Source organism: Labrenzia sp. VG12, from assembly GCF_002237595.1.
Lineage (GTDB): Bacteria > Pseudomonadota > Alphaproteobacteria > Rhizobiales > Stappiaceae > Roseibium.
On the sequence record NZ_CP022529.1, the window covers coordinates 5,679,246 to 5,698,410 of the forward strand.

Here is a 19,165-nt window from a genome sequence, read left to right on the forward strand (position 1 = left end):
CATTGCCAATAGAGAAGTTGATGCATTTTTGCATAAGGTAATTCAGACCTCAAACCCACCTTCCGCGGAACAGGAATATCAATCGACATGGCAGAACAGCGGCACCGACTGCGGGAAATGGAAGCGTTGCGCGCCCTGGTGACAACAGGAACCACCATTGGCGCGGCACGCCGTCTGGGCGTCTCGCAATCTTCTATCAGCCGGGCGCTGTCTTCGCTGGAGCAACGCGTTGGCCGCAATCTCTTTCTGAGGGATTCCGGTCGGGTCGAGCCGACGGCGGCGGCCCTTCGGCTGAACGACCAGCTGGATCCGTTGTTCGAAACACTGGCCCTGATTGAAGGGGCCGAATGGGCGGAAGCAGACGAAGAGCCCCTTCGGCTGATCGTGCCGCCGACCCTGGCGCACAACTTTGTCATCCGCCGGGTCGCTGCCTTCCTGAAGCAGAACCCGGCCAAGAACCTGCAGCTCGATATCCAGGCGACCGATGTGCTGGTGTCCGGCATTCTGGACCTGCGCTACGATCTCGGTCTGACCAGTGCCATGATCCAGCGGTCCGGCGTCACCTTGCTGCCCTGGCGGCGGTCCCATGTTGTCTGTGCCATGCCGAGCGGGCACCCGCTTGAGGCAAAGGAAATCATCACCCCGGCGGATCTGGAAGGGGTGGACCTGATCGAGTTTCTGCGGCGGCTCGGCACACGCGCAATCACCGAACAGCTCTTTGCCCGCTCCGGCGTCCGCCCGCGAACGGTTGCGGAAACCGCGACCAACATGGCGGCGCTGGAACTGGTGCGAGAAGGTCTCGGGGTCACCTTGATCAATCCGTTTCCGGTTCTCTCCGGCGGCATGGCGGACATAACCGTCCGGCCGTTCGACGCTCCCATCACCTATCACACGAGCTTCGTGCTCCCCACCGGCCGACAACCGTCCGAGCTTGCGCGGCAGTTCATGGACTACGTCAAGCAGACCACGCCGCCCGATGAATATTCGGAGCCTGTCTAACCGTGGCGAGGATCGTTCCATTGCGTATCGGGATCGAGCGGAAAGCTCGGGCGGGGTATGTTCTCGAACGGCCAGCGTGCCAGCACCGGGCTCGTCAGGCCGGCAGTGTCTATCTCGTAGACCCGGTCCGGCGCGAACCACGGAGCAAAGCCGGCCCGGAAATGCCCGCGCGATTTCACGACCACACAGTCGGCGCTGCCGATATCAAGGCCGAGCATGTGAAAAAAGACCGGGTCGGAGGTCTGCGCCCGGTCGGAGATGACCACCACCTGGATCGCACCAAGCTCAAGGGCTGCCGACGGACCGAGATGCAGACGCCGGCCTTTGGTCATGCCACCTTCGCCGACGACATTGCCATCATGAAGCGCAACAACCCTGGCCTCTGTTTCGAAGGGAAGATCCCATTTCTCCCAGACCTCCGGTCCGGCGGATCGGTTGAACCTCGCCTTGAAGGTCGCGCCTTTACCCAGACTGTGCGCTTCGGCCGCGAGTTCCGGGTCAAAGAACGAGCCATAGAGAATATTGTCGACGTTGCTGGCGTTAAGCGCAGCGAGCAGTTCCGTGGTGCGTCCGGTGCCGCCGCCACCGGGATTGTCGCCCGCGTCGGAAAAGATGACCGGTGCGCGCTTCTTGTCCTCGGCGATTGTCACGGCCTGCTCGACAGATGTCAGGCGGCGGACAAAGCCGTTTCGGTTCGCCCAGGCGCGATCCGCAATATCCGAAGCCAGGTCCTTGGCGGCAGCCGGATCGTCGCGCGCCGTCACGACGACGGCCAGCCCATTGTCCGGCGTGTCGGAGAAAACGAAATTTCCGAACACGGACACGTTCAGGATGGAACCACCGAGTTCGGCCTGGCGTTGCTGTCCGTAATTGATCAGCTCGCCATAGGGGGCTTCTGCCGTCAGCAGCGTGACGGAAGCCGGGACAAGGGGCGGTTTTTCAAGGGCGACCTGGGGCCGCCGGCCACTTGCAAGACAGCGCCTGAGCGAAAAGGCGGCCTCTTCACCGCGTTCTATCATGTCGACATGCGGATTGGTGCGATAGCCGACGATCAGGTCACAGGCAGCAACCATGCGCTCGGAGATATTTGCGTGGAGATCGAGCGTGCACACGATCAGGGGCGCGGCTCCGACGGCTTCGCGAACCTGTGCCATCAGCGAGCCATCCGGGTCGTGGTCGTGTTCGGCGACCATGGCACCGTGATTGCAGATATAGACCGCATCAAAAGGCCCGTTCTCGGCGAGTTGGCGCTGTATCGCGCCAGTGACCGTCTCGAAGACCTCGCGCCTGACAGGCCCTGCCGGGTGGCTTGCAGCCAGCGTGCAGGGAACCGGGTGCCACGGTCCGGTCGCGTCCATGGCCCGCACGAAGGCGGCAAATTCAGCCGCAAGGGTCGGTGTCTGAGCGCGCGCTTCCTGAAGAAGGGCGTCTCCTTCAAGCCAGGTCAGCGAGCGAAAGTCGTTCTCGGTGGCCGGGCGGGCGAAGCGGTTCGATTCCAGGATCATGCCCAGCAACGCAACCTTCGGGGTTTTCACCAGTATCCCTCCCATGCCTGACTGTTCAAAGAGGAGCACGAGCAGATGACCGAAATCAACATTCCCAATGACTATCCGGTTGAGCTCGACGCGCCGGATATCTCGCCCTACAGGAACGGCAACACGGATATTCCCTATATCTGGCGATTTGACAGCGGCAAGGCGGGGCCGAACGTCATGATCAGTGCCGTTGTGCATGGCAATGAGCCTTGCGGAGCGATTGCCCTTGATTGGCTGTTGAAGAAGGACATCCGGCCGCAGGCCGGGTCCTTGAGCCTCGCTTTCATGAACATTGCGGCCTACGAGGCCTTCGATCCTGCCGATCCCAACGCCACGCGCTGGGTCGAGGAAGACTTCAACCGGGTCTGGGAGATCGATGTGCTGGAAGGCGAGCGCGACAGCGTCGAATTGCGCCGCGCCCGCGAGGTTCGGCCGGCGCTGACCGGGATCGACTTTCTGCTCGACATTCACAGCATGCAGCATCTTGCACCGCCACTGATGATGACCGGCAGGCACGCGAGGGCAAAGAGGTTGGCCGCGTCGGTCGGGGTTCCGGACCGGGTCGTGGGAGATGCCGGCCATGCCGCCGGCCGGCGCATGCGCGACTATGCAGCCTTCGATGATCCCGACGCGTCACAAACCGCCTTGCTGATTGAATGCGGCCAGCACTGGGAGGCTTCGGCCGGAGATCTGGCACGGGAATCGGCGGCCCGGTTCCTGGTTGCAACGGGCGTTGCGGCACCCGACCTTCTGGAGGAGTTTCCTGCCTCCGTCGCCGAACAATCGGCCTTTACCGTCATCGAGGCCGTGACCATCCAGTCCGATGCGTTTGTTTTCGCAGAGCCCTTTTCCGGAGGTGAAATCATTGCCAGGAAAGGAACGCTTCTCGGTCACGATGGCGAGCGGGAAGTGGTGACCCCTGAAGACGACATCATGCTGGTCATGCCGTCAAAACGGCTCTGGCGCGGTCAGACGGCCGTGAGACTGGCAAGGCGGGACGCCCCTTGACGTCGCAGGTTCAGGGCATTCAGCGCAGCTTGTCTGATTGAAACCAGGGCCGTTGACAGAGCGTCGGCGGCCTTTATGAACAGGCTCCGTTCTCAATTCCTGAAGCTGGAACATGACAGAAAATCTCGACCTTGCTCATGAAATCAACACCTTCCGGGACGAAACCCGACAGCTGTCGATTTCGGCCAGATTCGCTCTTGCCATGTGTTTCCTGAACGAACTCGGCCACCGCCTTCAGCTTTCGGGCGATGCGCTGGACGACTTTCGCACGCATATGTGGGCAAGCCCGGTGCTGCCGGCCAACAGCAAAGACTTCGACATCTGGTACAACGCCCTGCCGCCGCTGGCATCGGGGCAGCTTACGACGGGCGATCTTTGCGGCATTACCAGCTCGACAACGATTTCGGCGACGGATATCAGCCGGTTTGTTCAAGCCGTCAATCTGTCCTCGGATTTGTTGCAAATGAGTTTCTTCTTGGCTGCGGACAACGAGGGAACCTACGAGGCTTTGCGCAGAATCTCGGATATCTGCCGCCCGGAACGCTACCCGTCCGTGACACCGTTCAAGTTTTCGACCTTCGACAAGGGCAACGGCTGGGGCGCAATAATGTCCAGGTATGACCACCAGTTCTGGAAGCGTTACAGCGAGACCTGGTTCAAAAGCCTCTAGGATCGTGCTTCAGTCACCCGCCACGAAAAAGTGGAGCGTTCCGTCCGGACCGATGCCGAGGCGGTAGAAGGTCCAGGCGCCGAATTCCTGCATTTCGGCAAAGTCGCCTGCGGTCACGATCCGGAACAGTTCAACCTTCTGGTCGGGTCTGAGGCCCTCCAGCGGATAGCGGGCGAAATACGGCCAGACATACATTTCCTGCGCCGTGCCGACATCGACATGCAGGAAACCTGCGTCCAGAATGTCGGCCAGAATGGCCAGGATCTCGAAGCCTTCACCGTCGCCGGAACTCTGTTTCAGGAAATCGATCGGGTCACCGATGTCGCCAAAGGACAAGGTCGGCGGCATTTCATTGCTTTCCAGGATCATCCGGATGCGGTCGAGATCGCCATTGGCGGCCGCCTCCTTCAGTTGGCTGTGCATGCGCGCAACCGGCTTTGGCAGATAGTCGGTGCTGTAGAGCACCTGGGGCAGTTCCTCTGGAGCCTCCGGGTCCGTGGCCGCTTCGCTGGCTGGGGCCGCTGCGTTTTCCGAAGGCAGCTGGATTTCGGTGTCCGGGATGATCGGCGTCTCCTGGGACGGCGTGACCGGAATGGTTTTGACCTCGACGGTCTTGGCCTGACCTGCCAAGGGCAACAGGCCGGCAATCGCAATCGCAACCGCGGCAAGCAGTTTCCATCCCATCAGCGCGTTCTCCAGCTAGCTCCTGCTGTGCCATTCCTTAAACAATTCATGCCATGGTGAAAACAGTTGCCCGGGTCAATTCTCGTTCTTGTCAGCGACCCGCATCGCCGCTATCGAAAGGCCTATTCGCCGAACAGGGAAAACCAAGGGCCCGCTGCCAGTTGAAAAGCGGTTTCGACAGGCCGGGCAAAAAGGACCGATTGTGACCTTTCTGGAATATGTGCTGATCGGATATTTTGTCGGCATTCTCACCACAGCACCCGTCGGCCCGGTCAACATCATGGCCATCCAGCATGCAGTGCGTGGCGGCTTCCGGCACGGCGTTTATGTTGGTCTGGGGGCGGTCATCGCCGACACGATCTATGCCTTTGCGGCGATTTTCGGCGTCTCTGCCGTGACCACCTTCATCGAGGGCCAGTTCGACCTGATCGAATTTGTCGGTGGAGCGCTCCTGATCATTTTCGGCATCAAGATCTGGAACACGCATCCGCATCTGACGAAGAACGGCAATGGACGGGAACACGGCTTTCTCGGAGATGCGACCGCGGCCTTCTTCATGGCGATCACAAACCCGGGTGCGATCCTGGCCTTTATCGCCATTTTCGGCGGCCTCGGCGACTTCCGTCCGGCTCCGGGCGATCATGTCGGGGCGCTTGTGATGGTCGCCGGCGTGACGGCGGGGGCGACAAGCTGGTGGGTGATCGTGTCGGCCACCGTGTCGCATTTCAAAACCAGGATAGACGATCAGTGGCTGGACAGGGCCAACCATATTGCCGGTTTCCTGCTGGTGGTTTTTGGCGCGCTGATCTACCTGAAGCTGGCGCTCGAACACCTGTTTTAGCGACTACAGTGGCGGCGACGCCATGCAGACTCAAAAAGGCCGGTCACCCGGCCTTTTGCGATGTTTCGAAATGTACCGCTGCTATTGCAGAACGCGGTTGACCGTGTAGTCGCCCTGCAGGATCCGGTCCGGCAGGCCCTCGGCCAGTTTGGCAACGGCGTCTTCGCCATAGGCGGCGACAAGGTCGGCAAGCGCGGTGAACATGGCCGCGTGTGCCACGGCATCCGCATCGACGCCATTTGCAATTGCTTCGGCCCAGGCATCGGAAATGAACCCGAGCGCGGCGCGTCTTATGTCTTCGTCTTCGGCAAATTCCGCTTCCATTGCCGCGTCAGCATAATCGTCGTTGATCATTCGCTTCCTTACCGGTCCTTCCCGAACGCAAGAGGGACAACTCTCGCGTGTTCCTGCCCCGAATCTTGTGTCTTGATCCTAGCACGGCGAACCGTGCTGATAAGCAACCGTGAACGCAAACTTAACGGCCACCCACAAATTTGATTCAAAAGGTTAACCAACTCGTAACGAATTGAAGATTTTTGCGGATATCATCGGCCGTAGCGGCTGGTGACGTCGCTGATAATTGTTTCGCCTTCGCTCAAGTACTGTCCCATTGCGAGACGTGCCGCGTCAGTACAGTCTCTATAAGCGACTGAGAAACCACGATAACCTTGATTGAACCGTTCGATGAACCGGCGCCGCCGGTTCTCGTCTAGTGTTTCCGCGTCCAGAAAGTCTTCCATCTGGTCACGCCAGCTCGGAACATCTTTTTCTTCACAGAGCGGACGCAGAAAATGCAGTGCCCCGAAGATTTCCGACAGGCGCATGAGCTGTTGTTCGTAAGGCGGTGCATCCGCCGAAATCTCCTGTGCGGATACAACCCTCGCCGGGAAAATCAGAACAATCGCCAGGACAATCACAGCCTGGAGCGCAGCGGGTTGCAAACGGCACATACTCATGGGGCGATCATGGTCAACGACCGATCCATGCGCAAGCGCTATGGCCGAGTGATCCCAAGAATAGGCACGTCGGGATGGAAAGCATGGACCACAAAGGCAAAAGTGACGTCGTGAACGAGTGCCTGTTCACCTTCCGGGGCTTTCCTGACCGCCTCGACGGACCCGACGGCCCGGCCGTCACCGGTGGCAGATGCATCGAGGATGGACGCCTGTTCGCCGGTCCAGCGCAGCGACGTCTCGTCCGTCAGTGCAACCGTGCCGGCATTGCGGATATGCTCAAGAGTGGCGGCATGAAGTCTGGCGCCGTCCCGCACCAGAACCACCCGCGCCATCGGGTTGATGTTCTCCGGCAGGTCTCCCTGAAAAAGCGGGAAGGGCGCCGACCGGCTGTCGTAACCGACATAGGGATTGCGGCCATAGTCCCGCCGTGCGGGAACAGGCCGCGCGAGCACATCTGCAGTCGGGTGTTGCTGCCGGAAGTCAGCGAACGACACCACTCTCGACGGCAGCATATTCAGTTCGCGGCCCGCATGAGTGCCGACGATGCCTTCGCCGGTGAACTGCTGCCACCAGGTTTCGCTCTGACGGTCATACATGACGAGGTCTGAATTGCGCAGAAGACCGGTGGTGCCGAAATCCAGCGTTTCTCCGCCAAGACGCCGATCGAAGGCAATCGAGGAATTGCAAAGCGGGCAGTAGGTCACCGACACCGGAACGGATCCGATCCTGTCATTGACGATCTCGTGCCAGATCAGGATCTGCAGCGGATAGGCGCGGACAATGCCGTCCACATCCAGCCGGATCACCGGTTCCCTGTCCTCCAGCCAGTCAATGTCTGTTGCCCTTTCAAACCGTGGGTCATCGATCGACGGGATACCGTCCTTTGGAGGGCCGCCGGAAAAGATGGTGCCGAGATCAACCGTGCTCTTGCTGAAATCGGTGCTGAAGCCTGCGCGCCGCCACTGGTCCGGACTGGCCTGGGCGGACACGACGAGGAACAGGCAAAACACGGTGGCCTTTGCGATGTGCCTGGAAATTGTCAGGCCCGTTTTGACAAGCTTGTCCATTGCTTGATCCCTCAGGAGTGAACCAGAGGCATGGTTGTCGCTATTCGCCGCGGTTTCGAATCACGGCTTTGCAATCCTGTGTGATCACGTTGACGACAGCAGCCGCCGGATCCGATCCGGCGTGCCCGGTGTCGTTGGCCGGTCGTCGAGCTCTTCGGGAAGCACCCAGTCAAGGTCTGCGGCATCGTCCTGGGCCTCGGGTGTTCCGGCAAGGTAGGCCCCGCAAAAGACGGTCAGGATGAAATGCGTGACGACCTTGCCGTCCGGATCCCTTTGAATGGAATCGAAGGTCTCGACCGGCTGGTCGAGATCCGCCGTGACCCCCGTTTCCTCCAGCAATTCGCGCGCGGCGGCTTCCCTGAGAGTTTCCCCGAGTTCAATCACGCCGCCCGGCAGGCTCCAGTGGTCCTTGAAGGGCGGCTTGCCGCGCTTGACGACAAGCGCCCGGCCGTCCCGGTGGCAAAGCACGCTGACACTGGCACGTGGTGCATCGGGATAGAACCTGGACATGAAGACCTCGGCAACAGGAAAGGAATCGGTGCGCTGCCAGAGAATAGGGCGCCCTCAGGCACAGGAACAGTCTTGAGAACGCGGCCCGGTTCAATGAGCCTTATGGGGCCATTCCCTAACGGGGAAATCAGGCGAACAGGGCGTCGATTTCTGCCTGTGCGCCGTCGCCTTCGTGTTCGGAGGCTTCCGGTTCGACATGGCCGTGAATGACCGCGCCGGCAATGGCGATCAGTGGTTTGATCTCGAGCGTTGCCTTGTCGGCGATCATGGCGGCGACCTCTGCCGGATTCGGCGCGGCGCGCAACTGGTCCTGGATCTCGCCGACAAGCCTGTTGATGTCGGCAACCTGGGCTTCCAGATGCTCGCGCAAATAGGCAGGAGCCGCATGGTAGGCCTGAATCGCCAGGTTCTTGTCCTTGAAGGTGGAGTTCTCGAAATGCCCTTCATAGTCAAGAGGGGCCCACTCAAGGACATCTTCGGCGCAATCCGGCATGTCGGGAAGCATTTCAAGAAGCATCATTACCTCATTGAAATGATTGAGGTAATCAGTAGCAAGCCCGGTCTGGGGGTTGATGTTTGCCTCCTCCAGCCGATCGGCTGCCAGCTCCCCGGCGCCCAATACTGGATGCAAACACTCCATACCTGTCCCCCTGTTATTGACTTGAGGCCTAAGCTACTTCTTTTTTGTTTCCAATTGCCTAACTTGGCGACAGCCAATCGCCGGACGCGTTTGCCGGTGAAGAAACGGAGGGAACAGCCATGTGCGGCCGCCTGGCCCTGACGACGCCGCCCGACGCCGTGCGCACCTTCTTCGGCTATGTCGATCGGCCGAATTTTCCGCCGCGCTACAACATCGCGCCAACCCAGCCGCTTGCCATCGTGAGGCAGACGCTGGACGGGACGCGCCGGTTTCACCTGGTGCGCTGGGGATTGATCCCGGGTTGGGTCAAGGATCCGTCCAGTTTCACGCTGTTGATCAACGCCAGGGCGGAAACCGCCGCGCAAAAACCATCCTTTCGCACCGCCATGCGGCATGGCAGATGTCTGGTTCCCGCGTCAGGCTTCTATGAATGGCGGCGCACGCCGGAGGGCAAGCAGCCATTCTGGATAAGGCCCCGCAACGGCGACATCATGGGGTTTGCCGGTTTGTGGGAAACCTGGTCCGATCCGGACGGCGGCGACATGGACACCGGCGCAATCCTGACGATCGAATCCAACCGGATGATGTCCGAGATCCATCACCGCATGCCCGTGATCCTGAAGCCGGGCGATTTTGGCACCTGGCTGGACGTTGCCAATGTGGAGCGGCGCGACGCGGAAAAACTGCTGGTGCCGGCCGAAGACGACTTTCTGGTTGCCAGTCCGGTTTCGACCCGGGTCAACAAGGTCGTCAACGATGACCCGGATGTTCAGCGTGAGATCTCCGCAGAGGAAATGGCGGTGCCGCTGAAAAAGATCAGGGACGCCGGCAAGGCAGCGGAAAAGCAGGCTGCCGACGACAGTCAACTCGATCTTTTCTGAGCGATCGGAAATTCAGATTTTGCGTGCATCTGACGTGTCAGCCCTGTAGGGCAGGAGAAAAGCGCCGGAACAGAAACATGATCGATGACGAGCACCCGTCCGACCAAGAGGACGACACCGAAAACGAAGCCCTTGCAGAGGCCTATAACCGTGGCCTTGAGCGTCAGAAGGCCGGCGACTTCAAGGGCGCCGAGGCGGCTTTCCGTGAAGCACTTGCGCTCGATCCCGACGACAGCGGCGGTGTCAGCGTCCGGCTTGCGGCCATTGGCGCAGAAACAAGCCCGGAGAAGATGCCCGATGCGTATGTCGCAACGCTGTTCGACCAGCATGCCGACGTCTTTGACGAGATCCTGGTCGACGAGTTGGGCTATTGCGTGCCGCTGCTGGTACGCGACCTGATTGCGAAGCTGGAGATCGGACCTTTCGCAAGGGTGCTGGATCTTGGCTGCGGCACCGGCCTGACCGGAATGGCACTGGCTGACTGTTCTGTACACCGGACCGGTGTGGACCTGTCGGAACGGATCGTTGAACTGGCCTATGACCGCGAAGTCTATGAGGATCTCTATGTCGGCGAGGCGGTCGAATTTCTGAAGGACTTCGAGGAAGAGGACGGCACGCGCCCGGGCTGGGACCTGATCGCGGCAACGGATGTGTTTCCCTATCTGGGAGCCGTTGAACCTTTTCTGGAAGGCGCAGCCGATCGGCTGACCCCGCGCGGCTATCTGACTTTTTCGACCGAGACCCTGTCGGGCGCATTGCTGCAGGGACGTCCGTACATGGTCGGCCCGAACAACCGCTTTGCGCAAAGCGAAGATTATGTCCGCACCGCACTGGACAAGGCCGGTTTCGACATTCTGACGATGGACCCGATCACGGTGCGCCAGGAGGCTGGCGATCCGGTTCCGGGCCATCTCGTCATGGCGCAGATACGCTGAAGGCGGATCTATTTGAGGAAATAGAATTCCCGCCTCAGGGCGGAATTGTGCCAGGGCGATTGAGACCCTCCGGTGGCGGAGTAAACATCCGCCTTGACCCGTTTCATCATGATCTCGATTTCAAGGCCCGGCGTTTCGATGTGTTCAAGAAGGGCCGTCGTGAACGGGCTGTTGTCGCCGTCACCATCAAGGGCGACTTCGCCCGGGGCTGTGGCATAACCAATCAGGATGTTACCGCCGCCGGCCTCGGGTGCAGCAAGACCGCGGCCGACATAGGCGCTGCGGCTGGTCCCGAGACTGCGGAACCGGCGGGCAAGCGGATTGTCCCGGCAGGCATCGAGCAGCGCGATCGAAAGCCGTCCGGGCGCATTCATGTAATTCAGGATGGTGCCGAGCTCGATGGTCTCGAAATCGACCGCGGTGGCGTCTTCCAGTTTCGCATCGATCGGGATCAGAAAATTCTTGCCGCCCATCTGCATGGCGTGTCCGGCATAGAAGAAGAGGGCAACGTCGGCATCCCTGATGGCACGCACATAGGAGCGGACCGTGCTTTCCATCGCCACCTTGCTCTGGTCCAGGCCGACGATGACCGTGAAGCCGAGACGCTTCAAGGTCTCGGTCAATCGGGCAGCGTCATTCTTCGGGTTGGGCAAGAGCGGCGCATATTCATAGGCTGAATTGCCCATCACCAGGGCAACCCGCTTGCCGTCCGGCAAGGTGGACAGATCCGGCAGAGACGGCGAAGAGGTAGGCGGCGCGCCTGGTGCGGGGGTGGCCACCTGTGGTGGTGCAGGATCCGGTCCGATAACCGGGATGTCCGTGTCCGTTTCGCCATTGTTTCTGGTCGCCGCAGCAGCCAGGTACCGTCCATAGGCCCAGCCGCGCATGCCGTTGTTCAACTCGACCTCGATCCACGCCCCCTGCTGGGTCAGCATGGTGACTTCCGTTCCTTCCAGAAGCCGGGCAATTTCCGCATGGCCGGTTCCGGCTCCCGTGCGCAGCGACAGGAATGTGTCACCACTGTCGCTCAGGTCGCCGACAAGGCCAGGGCGCGGCGGCGAAATGGCCCGGCTGACGACCGTAGGGGCTGGCGTCGGCTGGGGAGACACGGTCGGCGGCGCTGTCGGGGCGGCGGGAGCGGAGGCAACATATTTGCTATAGGCCCAGCCGCTGCGGCCGTCCTGCAGTCTGACGCTTAGCCAGGAGCCCTGGCGCCCCAGGATCGTCAGAGGCGTATTCGGGCCCATTCTGGCGATTTCCTGGTATCGGGATCCGGGCCCTGTGCGCAGGGACAGGTAATTGTCACCGCGTGGATTGAGGCCGGTCACGTAGCCCTGATTGGAGGGAGTGTAACTTCCTGATCCGGCGGGAGATCCTCCCTGCAGCGCCGTTGCCGACAACAGTGCCTGCGACAGGCCGCCGGTCACGCCGGTCGCCGACCAGACCGCATACTGAAACCGTTCACCATTGTGGAAGTAGCTGTCGCCAGGGATGGCGCCGCTGGAAATCAGGCTGTTCTTGTAGGCATTGCCCGCCGGCTGGCGCATCCAGCCGAGCGTAACCGCATACCAGCCATTGTTGGACTGGAACACGGTTGTCTGCGGAAAACGCGGTGCATACCCGCGCGCCAGCGAGACAGCGGAATTGGCGTCGGCCCGGCTTGCAATGACAAGCCAGCCGCTGTTGCCACCGGGCATCACCGAGGCCTTTGCAACGGGCACGGAGGCCAGCACAATCATGGCAATGGCAAGCAGGAGCTGCGCAACCGGTCCCGGACGGGAAGCGGGTATTGTAACTGGGATGCTCATATCTCCGGCCCTCATCCTGCAGACGGCATGCACAACCTGAGTATGGCACGGCTCGGGCAAGATGAAACAGGGGAAGCGGCCGAAGGCGGCTGCCTGCTGGGAAATGCAGGCAGAACAGGAAGATGCTCCCGGCGGCAAACCGGGAGCATCGGGTTAGAAAACCTGCCGATGTCTGCTCCTAATCGGCGCGGTGAAGCCTCAGATAAGGTTCGCCATCGGAGGTGCGTTTGATGGCAACACCGTCCGCATCGATCAGGCAGGTCACCCGGCTGCGATAGGCGGAGAAGCTGTCGAAGGTCACCACATCCACCGCTTCATCGAATTGCAGGGTCACGCGGTATTGCCCGACCGGACCGATCCGGGCGAGCGCCAGGATTTCGCCCTGAAACGCCTGTTTCATGTAGGAACCGGAGACCCTGTCTCCGACGGCAAGGGGCATCTGGTTCTGGCGCGAGGCCACCGCATGGGCGGTGTTCCAGTCCTTGAAGCCATATTGGGCGGACAGGAGTTCCAGCGCCTGGCTGTGCGAGAGTTTCTGCCCTTTTTCGGCCAGCGCGGCCTTGAGCCGTTTCGCCTGTGCCTTGAGCTGGGCAACGCTTGGAAGCGTCATGTCGAGTACCTTTCCAGGAAAGGCAGGCGGTCGGGCATTGCCCGTCATGGGGCCCGCATTGCCATCAAGCCTGCACATCCGTGAAGGTCGACAAGAGACCGCGACATCTGTCGCGGAAGGGAATTCACCATGGGCAGTGCCTGCGGGCGGCCGGCTCCCTCTGACCGCGCGCAGACATACGCATGCCGCCGGCATCTGTCAACGCGGTCGAAAATGCCAATGAGACAAAAAGAAAGCCGCAGAAGCGGCTTTAAGGAGAGGGAGGTTAAGATGAAACACCGGGCAGCTGCCACTGCCTGATGCAGCCTGCACTTTTTGCGCAGACGCGTGATTGCTCCGTATGGGGGAGAGCAATCGCGACAGCGGGCGTGCCCGGTGTCGCTGGTCGCCGGGGGAGGGGTGTCCCCGGAGAGTTCAGGTGTGGACCAGCCGCTTCAGGAGTTCGACCTCCTGTGAAAGGGTCTTGTCCTTGCTCACCATGTCTTCGATCTTGCGCACGGCGTGCAGCACGGTCGTATGATCGCGGTTGCCGAAACGGCGGCCGATTTCCGGCAGCGAACGTCCGGTCATCACCTTGGCGATATACATCGCGATCTGACGCGGCCGGACCAGGGTGCGGGCGCGGCAGGACGACAGGAGGTCGGCCTTGGTCACACTGAAGTGCTTGCAGACAACCTGCTGGATTTCCTCGACCTTGATGGAGCGCGGTTCGCCGATCCGCACCAGGTCGTGCAGGGTCTTTTCGGCCAGATCCATGGTCACGGGCTGCTTGGTCAGCTGGTTATGGGCAAACAGCCGGTTGAGAGCACCTTCCAGATCCCGTGCCGAGGAAATGACATAGCGTGCGATGTAGTCGGACACTTCCTCCGGCACGGAGAAGCCGGGATGGGTCCGGCGGGCCGCGGAGACGCGCTTTTTCAGAATGTCGTGGCGCAGGGCATAGTCTGTCGCCTGAATGCCGACGACTTCACCCTTCTGAATGCGCCGCCGCAGGGCTTCGCCGAGCGTGTCCAGTTCATCCGGTGACCTGTCCGCCGCCATGATGATCTGCGACGGAGCTTCCATCAGCATTTCCAGGGTCTTGGCGAATTCATCCTGGCCCTGTTTGCCATGCAGGAACTGGAGGTCGTCTACCAGCAGAAGGTCGATGGAGCGCATGGCCTGGCGCAGAACCGGGAAGGCCGGGGTGCGCAGCGCCGGCACCAGGTGATACATGAAGAATTCGGCCGAGAGATAGGCCACCTGACGCCCGGTTTTCCGCGCTTCAGAGGCGGCTGCCTGCAAGAGATGGGTCTTGCCGATACCGGTGGTCGAATGGATATAGAGCATGTCCAGCGTGCCTTCATGGCCGGCGGCCATCTGGCGCACGGCCGCGCAGGCCAGGCTGTTGGACGAGCCTTCGGCAAACGTATCGAAGGTCAGTTTCGGGTTGAGCGCCGCACCGTTCAGGAAGTCGGCAGCGGCTTCTTCGCCCGTGTCCGCCAGACAGGGAATGACTGCCGCGCCTGCGCCGAACTGAGGCGTGCTGCTGAAAGGACCGGGACGACCGCTGATGCGGCGTGCGGTGATGGCCTTGGGAGCGTTGCCCGCCGTGATCCGCCGGGGGCGAAGCGCACCGCGAACCGTCAGTTCGATACGCTTGATATCGTCCTGTTCGCGTTTCCAGAGGCCGACGAGCTGCTTTTCGTAGTTGCTCTGGATCCAGTTTTTCAGGAAGCGGGTCGGTACGGACAGGCGGACTGCATCGCCTGTGGTTTCTTCATGGTTTACCCTGCCGAACCAATTTGAGAATACATCGTCCCCGAGTTCGTTTCTCAGTTCCTTTTTCACACGATCCCATTGATCCGAACCGGCTAAGTTCTGAACCTGCATTGTGGCCTCCATTGGAGGGACCGCTTTGCACCGTTCCCCCCCTGTGCACTGTCTATGAGCCGCGAATTTCCGCCTTCGCTGCCCGTTTGCTTTTGTCGGTCGCAGGGCCCTTTTTGAGCCTTCTGACCGCTGGCTTTTAACGCCTATGAAACATCATTAACCTTTTACTTACCATATTTTCAAATAGCTTATTTTTATGAGGTCATAGACGTTTCATATTGTGATTTTTGTAGATGACGGACGCTGCGAATGTAAATTTTACATAGAGAATCTTAGCTTCCGTCATCGTCAGGACATGCCGCAAGTCCTGACCGAGTTGTTCTCCTCTGGCTGTTTTGGCTCTTCCTGTGAGCACGTAAGCAATTTTAGGAAAAATTTAACTTTTAGGAAATTTTTCTGCGAGTTTTCAAAAGGCAGATGAAAAACTAGTGAAATCGAACGAGGCGGATACCGATCAGTTGGAAAAAAGCCTGTAACTTCTGCCTATTACCGGTTTTGATGAGTTTCGGCCGCAGGTGTGTTGAACCGCCGAAGGAGTCGATAAGCCGCCTAAAGAGCGCTCTGGAGCGCTGGAAGTTGGGGACAGTTTCAGCTGTCGAAAAGGGTCCAGCGGCGGGGCTGAAGAGGCGTGCTCAGGAAGTGCCGTTTCCGAAAACTGCCATAAGATCAATCGCATGGGTCTCGATCTCGGTGCAGCCGATCCGGTCCCTGAATTTGAGCGCGATATTAACCTTATCCCCAACCCCGCCAGTTTTCAGGCGATCCGTCAGTTTTGACAATTGATCGAACCGTTCGCTCGGCGGATGAAACGTCGATGTCAGCCAGAGTAGATCGGTTGAAGTAGTTTTAAGTGTAAAACAAAGACCTCTGTCCTGGGCGCAATAAACGCAATCCGGCAGGCGCGCCCGACCGGCGAAAGAAAACGGCCGCTCTGCATTCTGCAGGCGACCGTTAAATGTTGCCGGTCAGGTGACCAGACCGGAGAGATCAGAGAACGCGGCCGGGGTTCAGTAGGCCCTTGGGATCAAATGCCGACTTGATGCGTTTCATGAGGTCCAACTCGATGTCGGTCTTGACCTCAGCCAGCAAGTCCCGCTTGAGGCGGCCGATGCCGTGTTCCGCGGAGATGCTGCCGCCGAAGTCTCCGACGATGCCATGGACAATACTGTTCATTTCATCCCACTTGGCGAGGTAGCTTTCCTTGTCCGCCCCGACGGGCTGGCTGACATTGAAGTGGATGTTGCCATCGCCGATATGGCCGAAGGGTACGGGGCGGCACCCGGGCACGAAAGCCTCGACGGCGGCCATGGCCTTGTCGAGAAACTCCGGAATGGAGGCAACGGGGACGGAAACATCGTGCTTGATCGAGCCGCCTTCGGGCTTCTGCACTTCCGACATGCCATGCCGGATATGCCAGAAATCCTGGACCTGGCTGAGGTTTTGCGCAAAGGCCGCGTCTTCCACCAGACCGTCCTCGAACGCTTCACCGAGCACGCTTTCCAGAAGGTCGCGCACCGGAAAGGCCTCGGAGCCGCTGGACATCTCCATCAGCACGTACCAGGCGTGCTGCCCTTCCAGCGGATCGCGCGCGCCTTCAAGGTGTTTGAGGCAGAATTCCACGCCGACACGGGGCATGATTTCAAAGCCGGTCAGCACCGGTCCGGCGCTCGCCTTGGCCAGCGTGAACAGCTTCAGCGCCGCTTGTGGATTCGGCAGGCCGACGAAAGCCGCCTCGAGCTTCTTCGGCTTGGGGAAGAGTTTCAGCGCAGCCGCTGTAATGATCCCCAAAGTGCCTTCGCCGCCGATAAATAATTGTTTCAAATCATAACCGGTATTGTCCTTGCGAAGGGTTCTGAGACCGTTCCAGATGTCACCATTCGGCAGCACGACTTCGAGCCCCAGAACCAGGTCGCGGGTGTTGCCGTAAGCCAGGACGGCGGTGCCGCCGGCATTGGTGGAAATGTTGCCACCGATCTGACAGGAGCCCTGTGCCCCGAGCGACAGCGGGAACAGACGATCGGCTTTTTCGGCCTCCTGCTGCAGCGCTTCAAGCACGACGCCGGCTTCCGCCGTGAGCGTGAAACCGGCCGGGTCGACGTCCCGGATCTTGTTGAGACGCACCAGCGACAAGACGATTTCATCCCCGGTTTCCTGCGGGATTTGCCCGCCCACCAGACCTGTGTTGCCGCCTTGCGGCACGACCTTGAGATCATGCTCATAGGCATAGGCCATGACCGCACTGACCTCCTCGGTGTTGCCCGGGCGAAGGACCATCGGGGTGACCCCTTTATAGAGATCGCGCCACTCGGTCAGGTAGGGGGCCTGGTCGTCCGGGCTGGTCAGAACATTGGCTGCGCCGATCAGGTCGGCGAAGCGGTCGGCGTGGGGGGAGCGCTCCATGAGCGAGGTCCTCGTGAAGTTTGACAGTGAAATTCGGGCGCCAACATAGTGGCTCGATCCGGCCACGTCGACGCTTCATTCCGTCGCCGTGTCACTTGAAGCTCGAAACCCCTTGTGCCATAGGATGCCAGCCCGTTCGGGTGGTAGTGGAATTCTGTTCGGAGATGAAGATGGCGGAAACGCGCGGACTGATGAATGGCAAACGTGGCCTGATCATGGGCGTGGCAAACAACAAGTCGATTGCCTGGGGTATTGCCAAAGCACTGGCCGACGCGGGAGCCGAACTGGCGCTGACCTATCAGGGGGATGCGCTGAAGAAACGTGTTGAGCCTCTCGCCGATCAACTGGGTGCCTTTGTCGCCGGCCATTGTGACGTCACCGACGGTGCTTCCATCGATGCCGTTTTCAAGGCCCTGGAAGACAAATGGGGCAAGATCGATTTCCTCGTTCACGCCGTTGCCTTCTCCGACAAGTCGGAACTGACCGGCCGGTTCGTTGAGACGAGCTCCGACAACTTCGCGCGCACCATGGACATCTCCTGCTACTCGCTGGTGGCGGTGACCCAGCGGGCAGAGAAGCTGATGGAAGACGGCGGCTCGATCCTGACGCTCACCTATTACGGTGCTGAAAAGGTCATGCCGCACTACAACGTCATGGGCGTTGCCAAGGCGGCTCTGGAAACCAGCGTGAAATATCTGGCGATGGATCTCGGACCGAAAAACATCCGCGTCAACGCGGTGTCCGCCGGCCCGATCAAGACCCTGGCAGCGTCCGGCATTGGCGACTTCCGCTATATCCTGAAGTGGAACGAATACAACTCGCCGCTGCGGCGCACGGTCACCATCGAGGAAGTCGGCGACAGCGCCCTGTTCCTTCTGTCCGATCTCGGCCGCGGCGTGACCGGCGAAATCCAGCATGTCGATTGCGGCTACAACATCGTCGGCATGAAGGCGGTGGACGCGCCGGACATATCGGTCGTCAAGGACTGACCCATCAAACGGCCGGTTCCCAACCGGCCGTTTTTGCATTCAGGACGTTCTGCCGGCCCTTCCGAAGCGCCGTTTCTCTCCTATCTGGTACCACCATGACCAAAGTTATTCCCGCGCCAGGCCTCGGCCTCATGCCGAAACTGCACGATCCCGAGCTGCTGATATTCGTCCGTCATGGTGAAACCGACTGGAATTTTGAAGGTCGCATGCAGGGGCAGAAGGACATTCCCCTGAACGCCACCGGCCAGGCGCAGGCGACAGAGAACGGCCAGCGTCTCAAGGCCTATCTGGCGCAGGAAGGCATCGATCCTGCCACGCTCGACTTCGTCTCGTCACCGCTCACCCGGACCCGCTCGACCATGGAACTGCTGCGCGGCGCCATGAACCTGAACGCGTCCGCCTACCGGCTGGACGATCAACTGAAGGAAATCACCTTCGGCGCTTGGGAAGGGTTCACCCTGGAAGAGCTCGCGGAGGAAGAGCAGGACCTTATCCTGCAGCGCCGCGCCGACAAGTGGGGCTTCGTGCCCCCGGGCGGAGAGAGCTATGAAATGCTGGCGGACCGGATTGGTGTCTGGTTGAAGACGGTCGACCGGCCGTCCGTCGTCGTTTCCCATGGCGGAGTGTTCCGGGTGCTCCGGGGGCATCTGGAAGGAAGGGAGAAGGTGGCCGTGCCCAAGCTGGATGTGCCGCAGGACAAGGTGTTTGTTTGGCGGAAAGGCTGTTTCGAGGTCGTTTGAACCTTTTCGGTTCGCCGACA

General features: G+C 60.2%; 19 protein-coding genes. 8 read left to right on the forward strand and 11 right to left on the reverse strand.

Annotated elements, in window-relative coordinates:
- The first annotated feature begins 87 nt into the window (after window positions 1–87).
- Window positions 88–999 (forward strand): LysR family transcriptional regulator, encoded by a 912-nt coding sequence (locus CHH27_RS26235; RefSeq protein ID WP_208988382.1) that lies wholly within the window; start codon window positions 88–90, stop codon window positions 997–999.
- Here the strand turns inward: CHH27_RS26235 and CHH27_RS26240 are convergent.
- The gene (locus CHH27_RS26240) at window positions 996–2,534 is read right to left on the reverse strand and encodes a M81 family metallopeptidase (protein ID WP_198338304.1); all 1,539 of its coding nucleotides are present in this window, start codon (window positions 2,532–2,534) and stop codon (window positions 996–998) included. The genes CHH27_RS26235 and CHH27_RS26240 overlap by 4 nt on opposite strands.
- A 45-nt stretch (window positions 2,535–2,579) precedes the next feature.
- On the opposite strand from CHH27_RS26240, the gene CHH27_RS26245 reads away from it, so the two are divergent.
- Both CHH27_RS26245 and CHH27_RS26250 read left to right on the forward strand, forming a co-directional pair.
- Window positions 2,580–3,542, forward strand: coding sequence for a succinylglutamate desuccinylase/aspartoacylase family protein (locus CHH27_RS26245; RefSeq protein ID WP_094074221.1), 963 nt, complete (start codon window positions 2,580–2,582; stop codon window positions 3,540–3,542).
- Window positions 3,543–3,654: 112 nt separating this feature from the next.
- Window positions 3,655–4,212, forward strand: a complete 558-nt coding sequence (locus tag CHH27_RS26250; protein WP_094074222.1) for a hypothetical protein — start codon at window positions 3,655–3,657, stop codon at window positions 4,210–4,212.
- Between the two features lie 9 nt (window positions 4,213–4,221).
- Here the strand turns inward: CHH27_RS26250 and CHH27_RS26255 are convergent, their stop codons facing one another.
- On the reverse strand, window positions 4,222–4,896 hold the full coding sequence (locus tag CHH27_RS26255) for a hypothetical protein (protein ID WP_094074223.1): 675 nt from the start codon (window positions 4,894–4,896) through the stop codon (window positions 4,222–4,224).
- A 202-nt stretch (window positions 4,897–5,098) separates the two neighbouring features.
- Here CHH27_RS26255 and CHH27_RS26260 point away from each other — a divergent pair, with 202 nt between their 5' ends.
- Window positions 5,099–5,737 (forward strand): LysE family translocator, encoded by a 639-nt coding sequence (locus CHH27_RS26260; protein WP_094074224.1) that lies wholly within the window; start codon window positions 5,099–5,101, stop codon window positions 5,735–5,737.
- A gap of 81 nt (window positions 5,738–5,818) precedes the next feature.
- Here CHH27_RS26260 and CHH27_RS26265 read toward each other — a convergent pair whose 3' ends face one another.
- From CHH27_RS26265 to CHH27_RS26285, 5 genes are all read right to left on the reverse strand, one after another.
- Window positions 5,819–6,091: a hypothetical protein gene (locus tag CHH27_RS26265; protein ID WP_006933467.1), complete on the reverse strand. Its 273-nt coding sequence runs from the start codon at window positions 6,089–6,091 to the stop codon at window positions 5,819–5,821.
- Between the two features lie 191 nt (window positions 6,092–6,282).
- Window positions 6,283–6,693: a TIGR02301 family protein gene (locus CHH27_RS26270; RefSeq protein WP_208988383.1), complete on the reverse strand. Its 411-nt coding sequence runs from the start codon at window positions 6,691–6,693 to the stop codon at window positions 6,283–6,285.
- A 38-nt stretch (window positions 6,694–6,731) separates the two neighbouring features.
- Window positions 6,732–7,760, reverse strand: a complete 1,029-nt coding sequence (locus tag CHH27_RS26275; RefSeq protein ID WP_094074226.1) for a DUF3179 domain-containing protein — start codon at window positions 7,758–7,760, stop codon at window positions 6,732–6,734.
- 84 nt (window positions 7,761–7,844) lie between these two features.
- Window positions 7,845–8,270: an NUDIX hydrolase gene (locus CHH27_RS26280; RefSeq protein WP_094074227.1), complete on the reverse strand. Its 426-nt coding sequence runs from the start codon at window positions 8,268–8,270 to the stop codon at window positions 7,845–7,847.
- Between the two features lie 127 nt (window positions 8,271–8,397).
- On the reverse strand, window positions 8,398–8,787 hold the full coding sequence (locus tag CHH27_RS26285; protein ID WP_371681798.1) for a hypothetical protein: 390 nt from the start codon (window positions 8,785–8,787) through the stop codon (window positions 8,398–8,400).
- A gap of 242 nt (window positions 8,788–9,029) precedes the next feature.
- Here CHH27_RS26285 and CHH27_RS26290 point away from each other — a divergent pair, with 242 nt between their 5' ends.
- On the forward strand, window positions 9,030–9,791 hold the full coding sequence (locus CHH27_RS26290) for an SOS response-associated peptidase (protein WP_094074229.1): 762 nt from the start codon (window positions 9,030–9,032) through the stop codon (window positions 9,789–9,791).
- 77 nt (window positions 9,792–9,868) lie between these two features.
- Window positions 9,869–10,726, forward strand: a complete 858-nt coding sequence (locus tag CHH27_RS26295; protein WP_094074230.1) for a methyltransferase — start codon at window positions 9,869–9,871, stop codon at window positions 10,724–10,726.
- An 8-nt stretch (window positions 10,727–10,734) separates the two neighbouring features.
- Here the strand turns inward: CHH27_RS26295 and CHH27_RS26300 are convergent, their stop codons facing one another.
- The 4 genes from CHH27_RS26300 to CHH27_RS26315 form a co-directional block, all read right to left on the reverse strand.
- A complete protein-coding gene (locus CHH27_RS26300) occupies window positions 10,735–12,534 on the reverse strand; it encodes a caspase family protein (RefSeq protein ID WP_198338305.1) in 1,800 nt (599 codons plus the stop codon).
- Window positions 12,535–12,712: 178 nt separating this feature from the next.
- Window positions 12,713–13,144, reverse strand: coding sequence for a glyoxalase superfamily protein (locus CHH27_RS26305; RefSeq protein ID WP_094075026.1), 432 nt, complete (start codon window positions 13,142–13,144; stop codon window positions 12,713–12,715).
- A gap of 414 nt (window positions 13,145–13,558) precedes the next feature.
- Window positions 13,559–15,016: a chromosomal replication initiator protein DnaA gene (dnaA, locus tag CHH27_RS26310; RefSeq protein ID WP_094075027.1), complete on the reverse strand. Its 1,458-nt coding sequence runs from the start codon at window positions 15,014–15,016 to the stop codon at window positions 13,559–13,561.
- Between the two features lie 987 nt (window positions 15,017–16,003).
- Complete coding sequence (locus tag CHH27_RS26315) at window positions 16,004–17,416, reverse strand: FAD-binding oxidoreductase (RefSeq protein ID WP_094074232.1); 1,413 nt, start codon at window positions 17,414–17,416, stop codon at window positions 16,004–16,006.
- Window positions 17,417–17,586: 170 nt separating this feature from the next.
- On the opposite strand from CHH27_RS26315, the gene fabI reads away from it, so the two are divergent.
- Window positions 17,587–18,405 (forward strand): enoyl-ACP reductase FabI, encoded by an 819-nt coding sequence (gene fabI, locus CHH27_RS26320; RefSeq protein ID WP_094075028.1) that lies wholly within the window; start codon window positions 17,587–17,589, stop codon window positions 18,403–18,405.
- A 95-nt stretch (window positions 18,406–18,500) separates the two neighbouring features.
- The gene (locus CHH27_RS26325) at window positions 18,501–19,145 is read left to right on the forward strand and encodes a histidine phosphatase family protein (protein WP_094074233.1); all 645 of its coding nucleotides are present in this window, start codon (window positions 18,501–18,503) and stop codon (window positions 19,143–19,145) included.
- The last annotated feature ends 20 nt before the right edge of the window (window positions 19,146–19,165 follow it).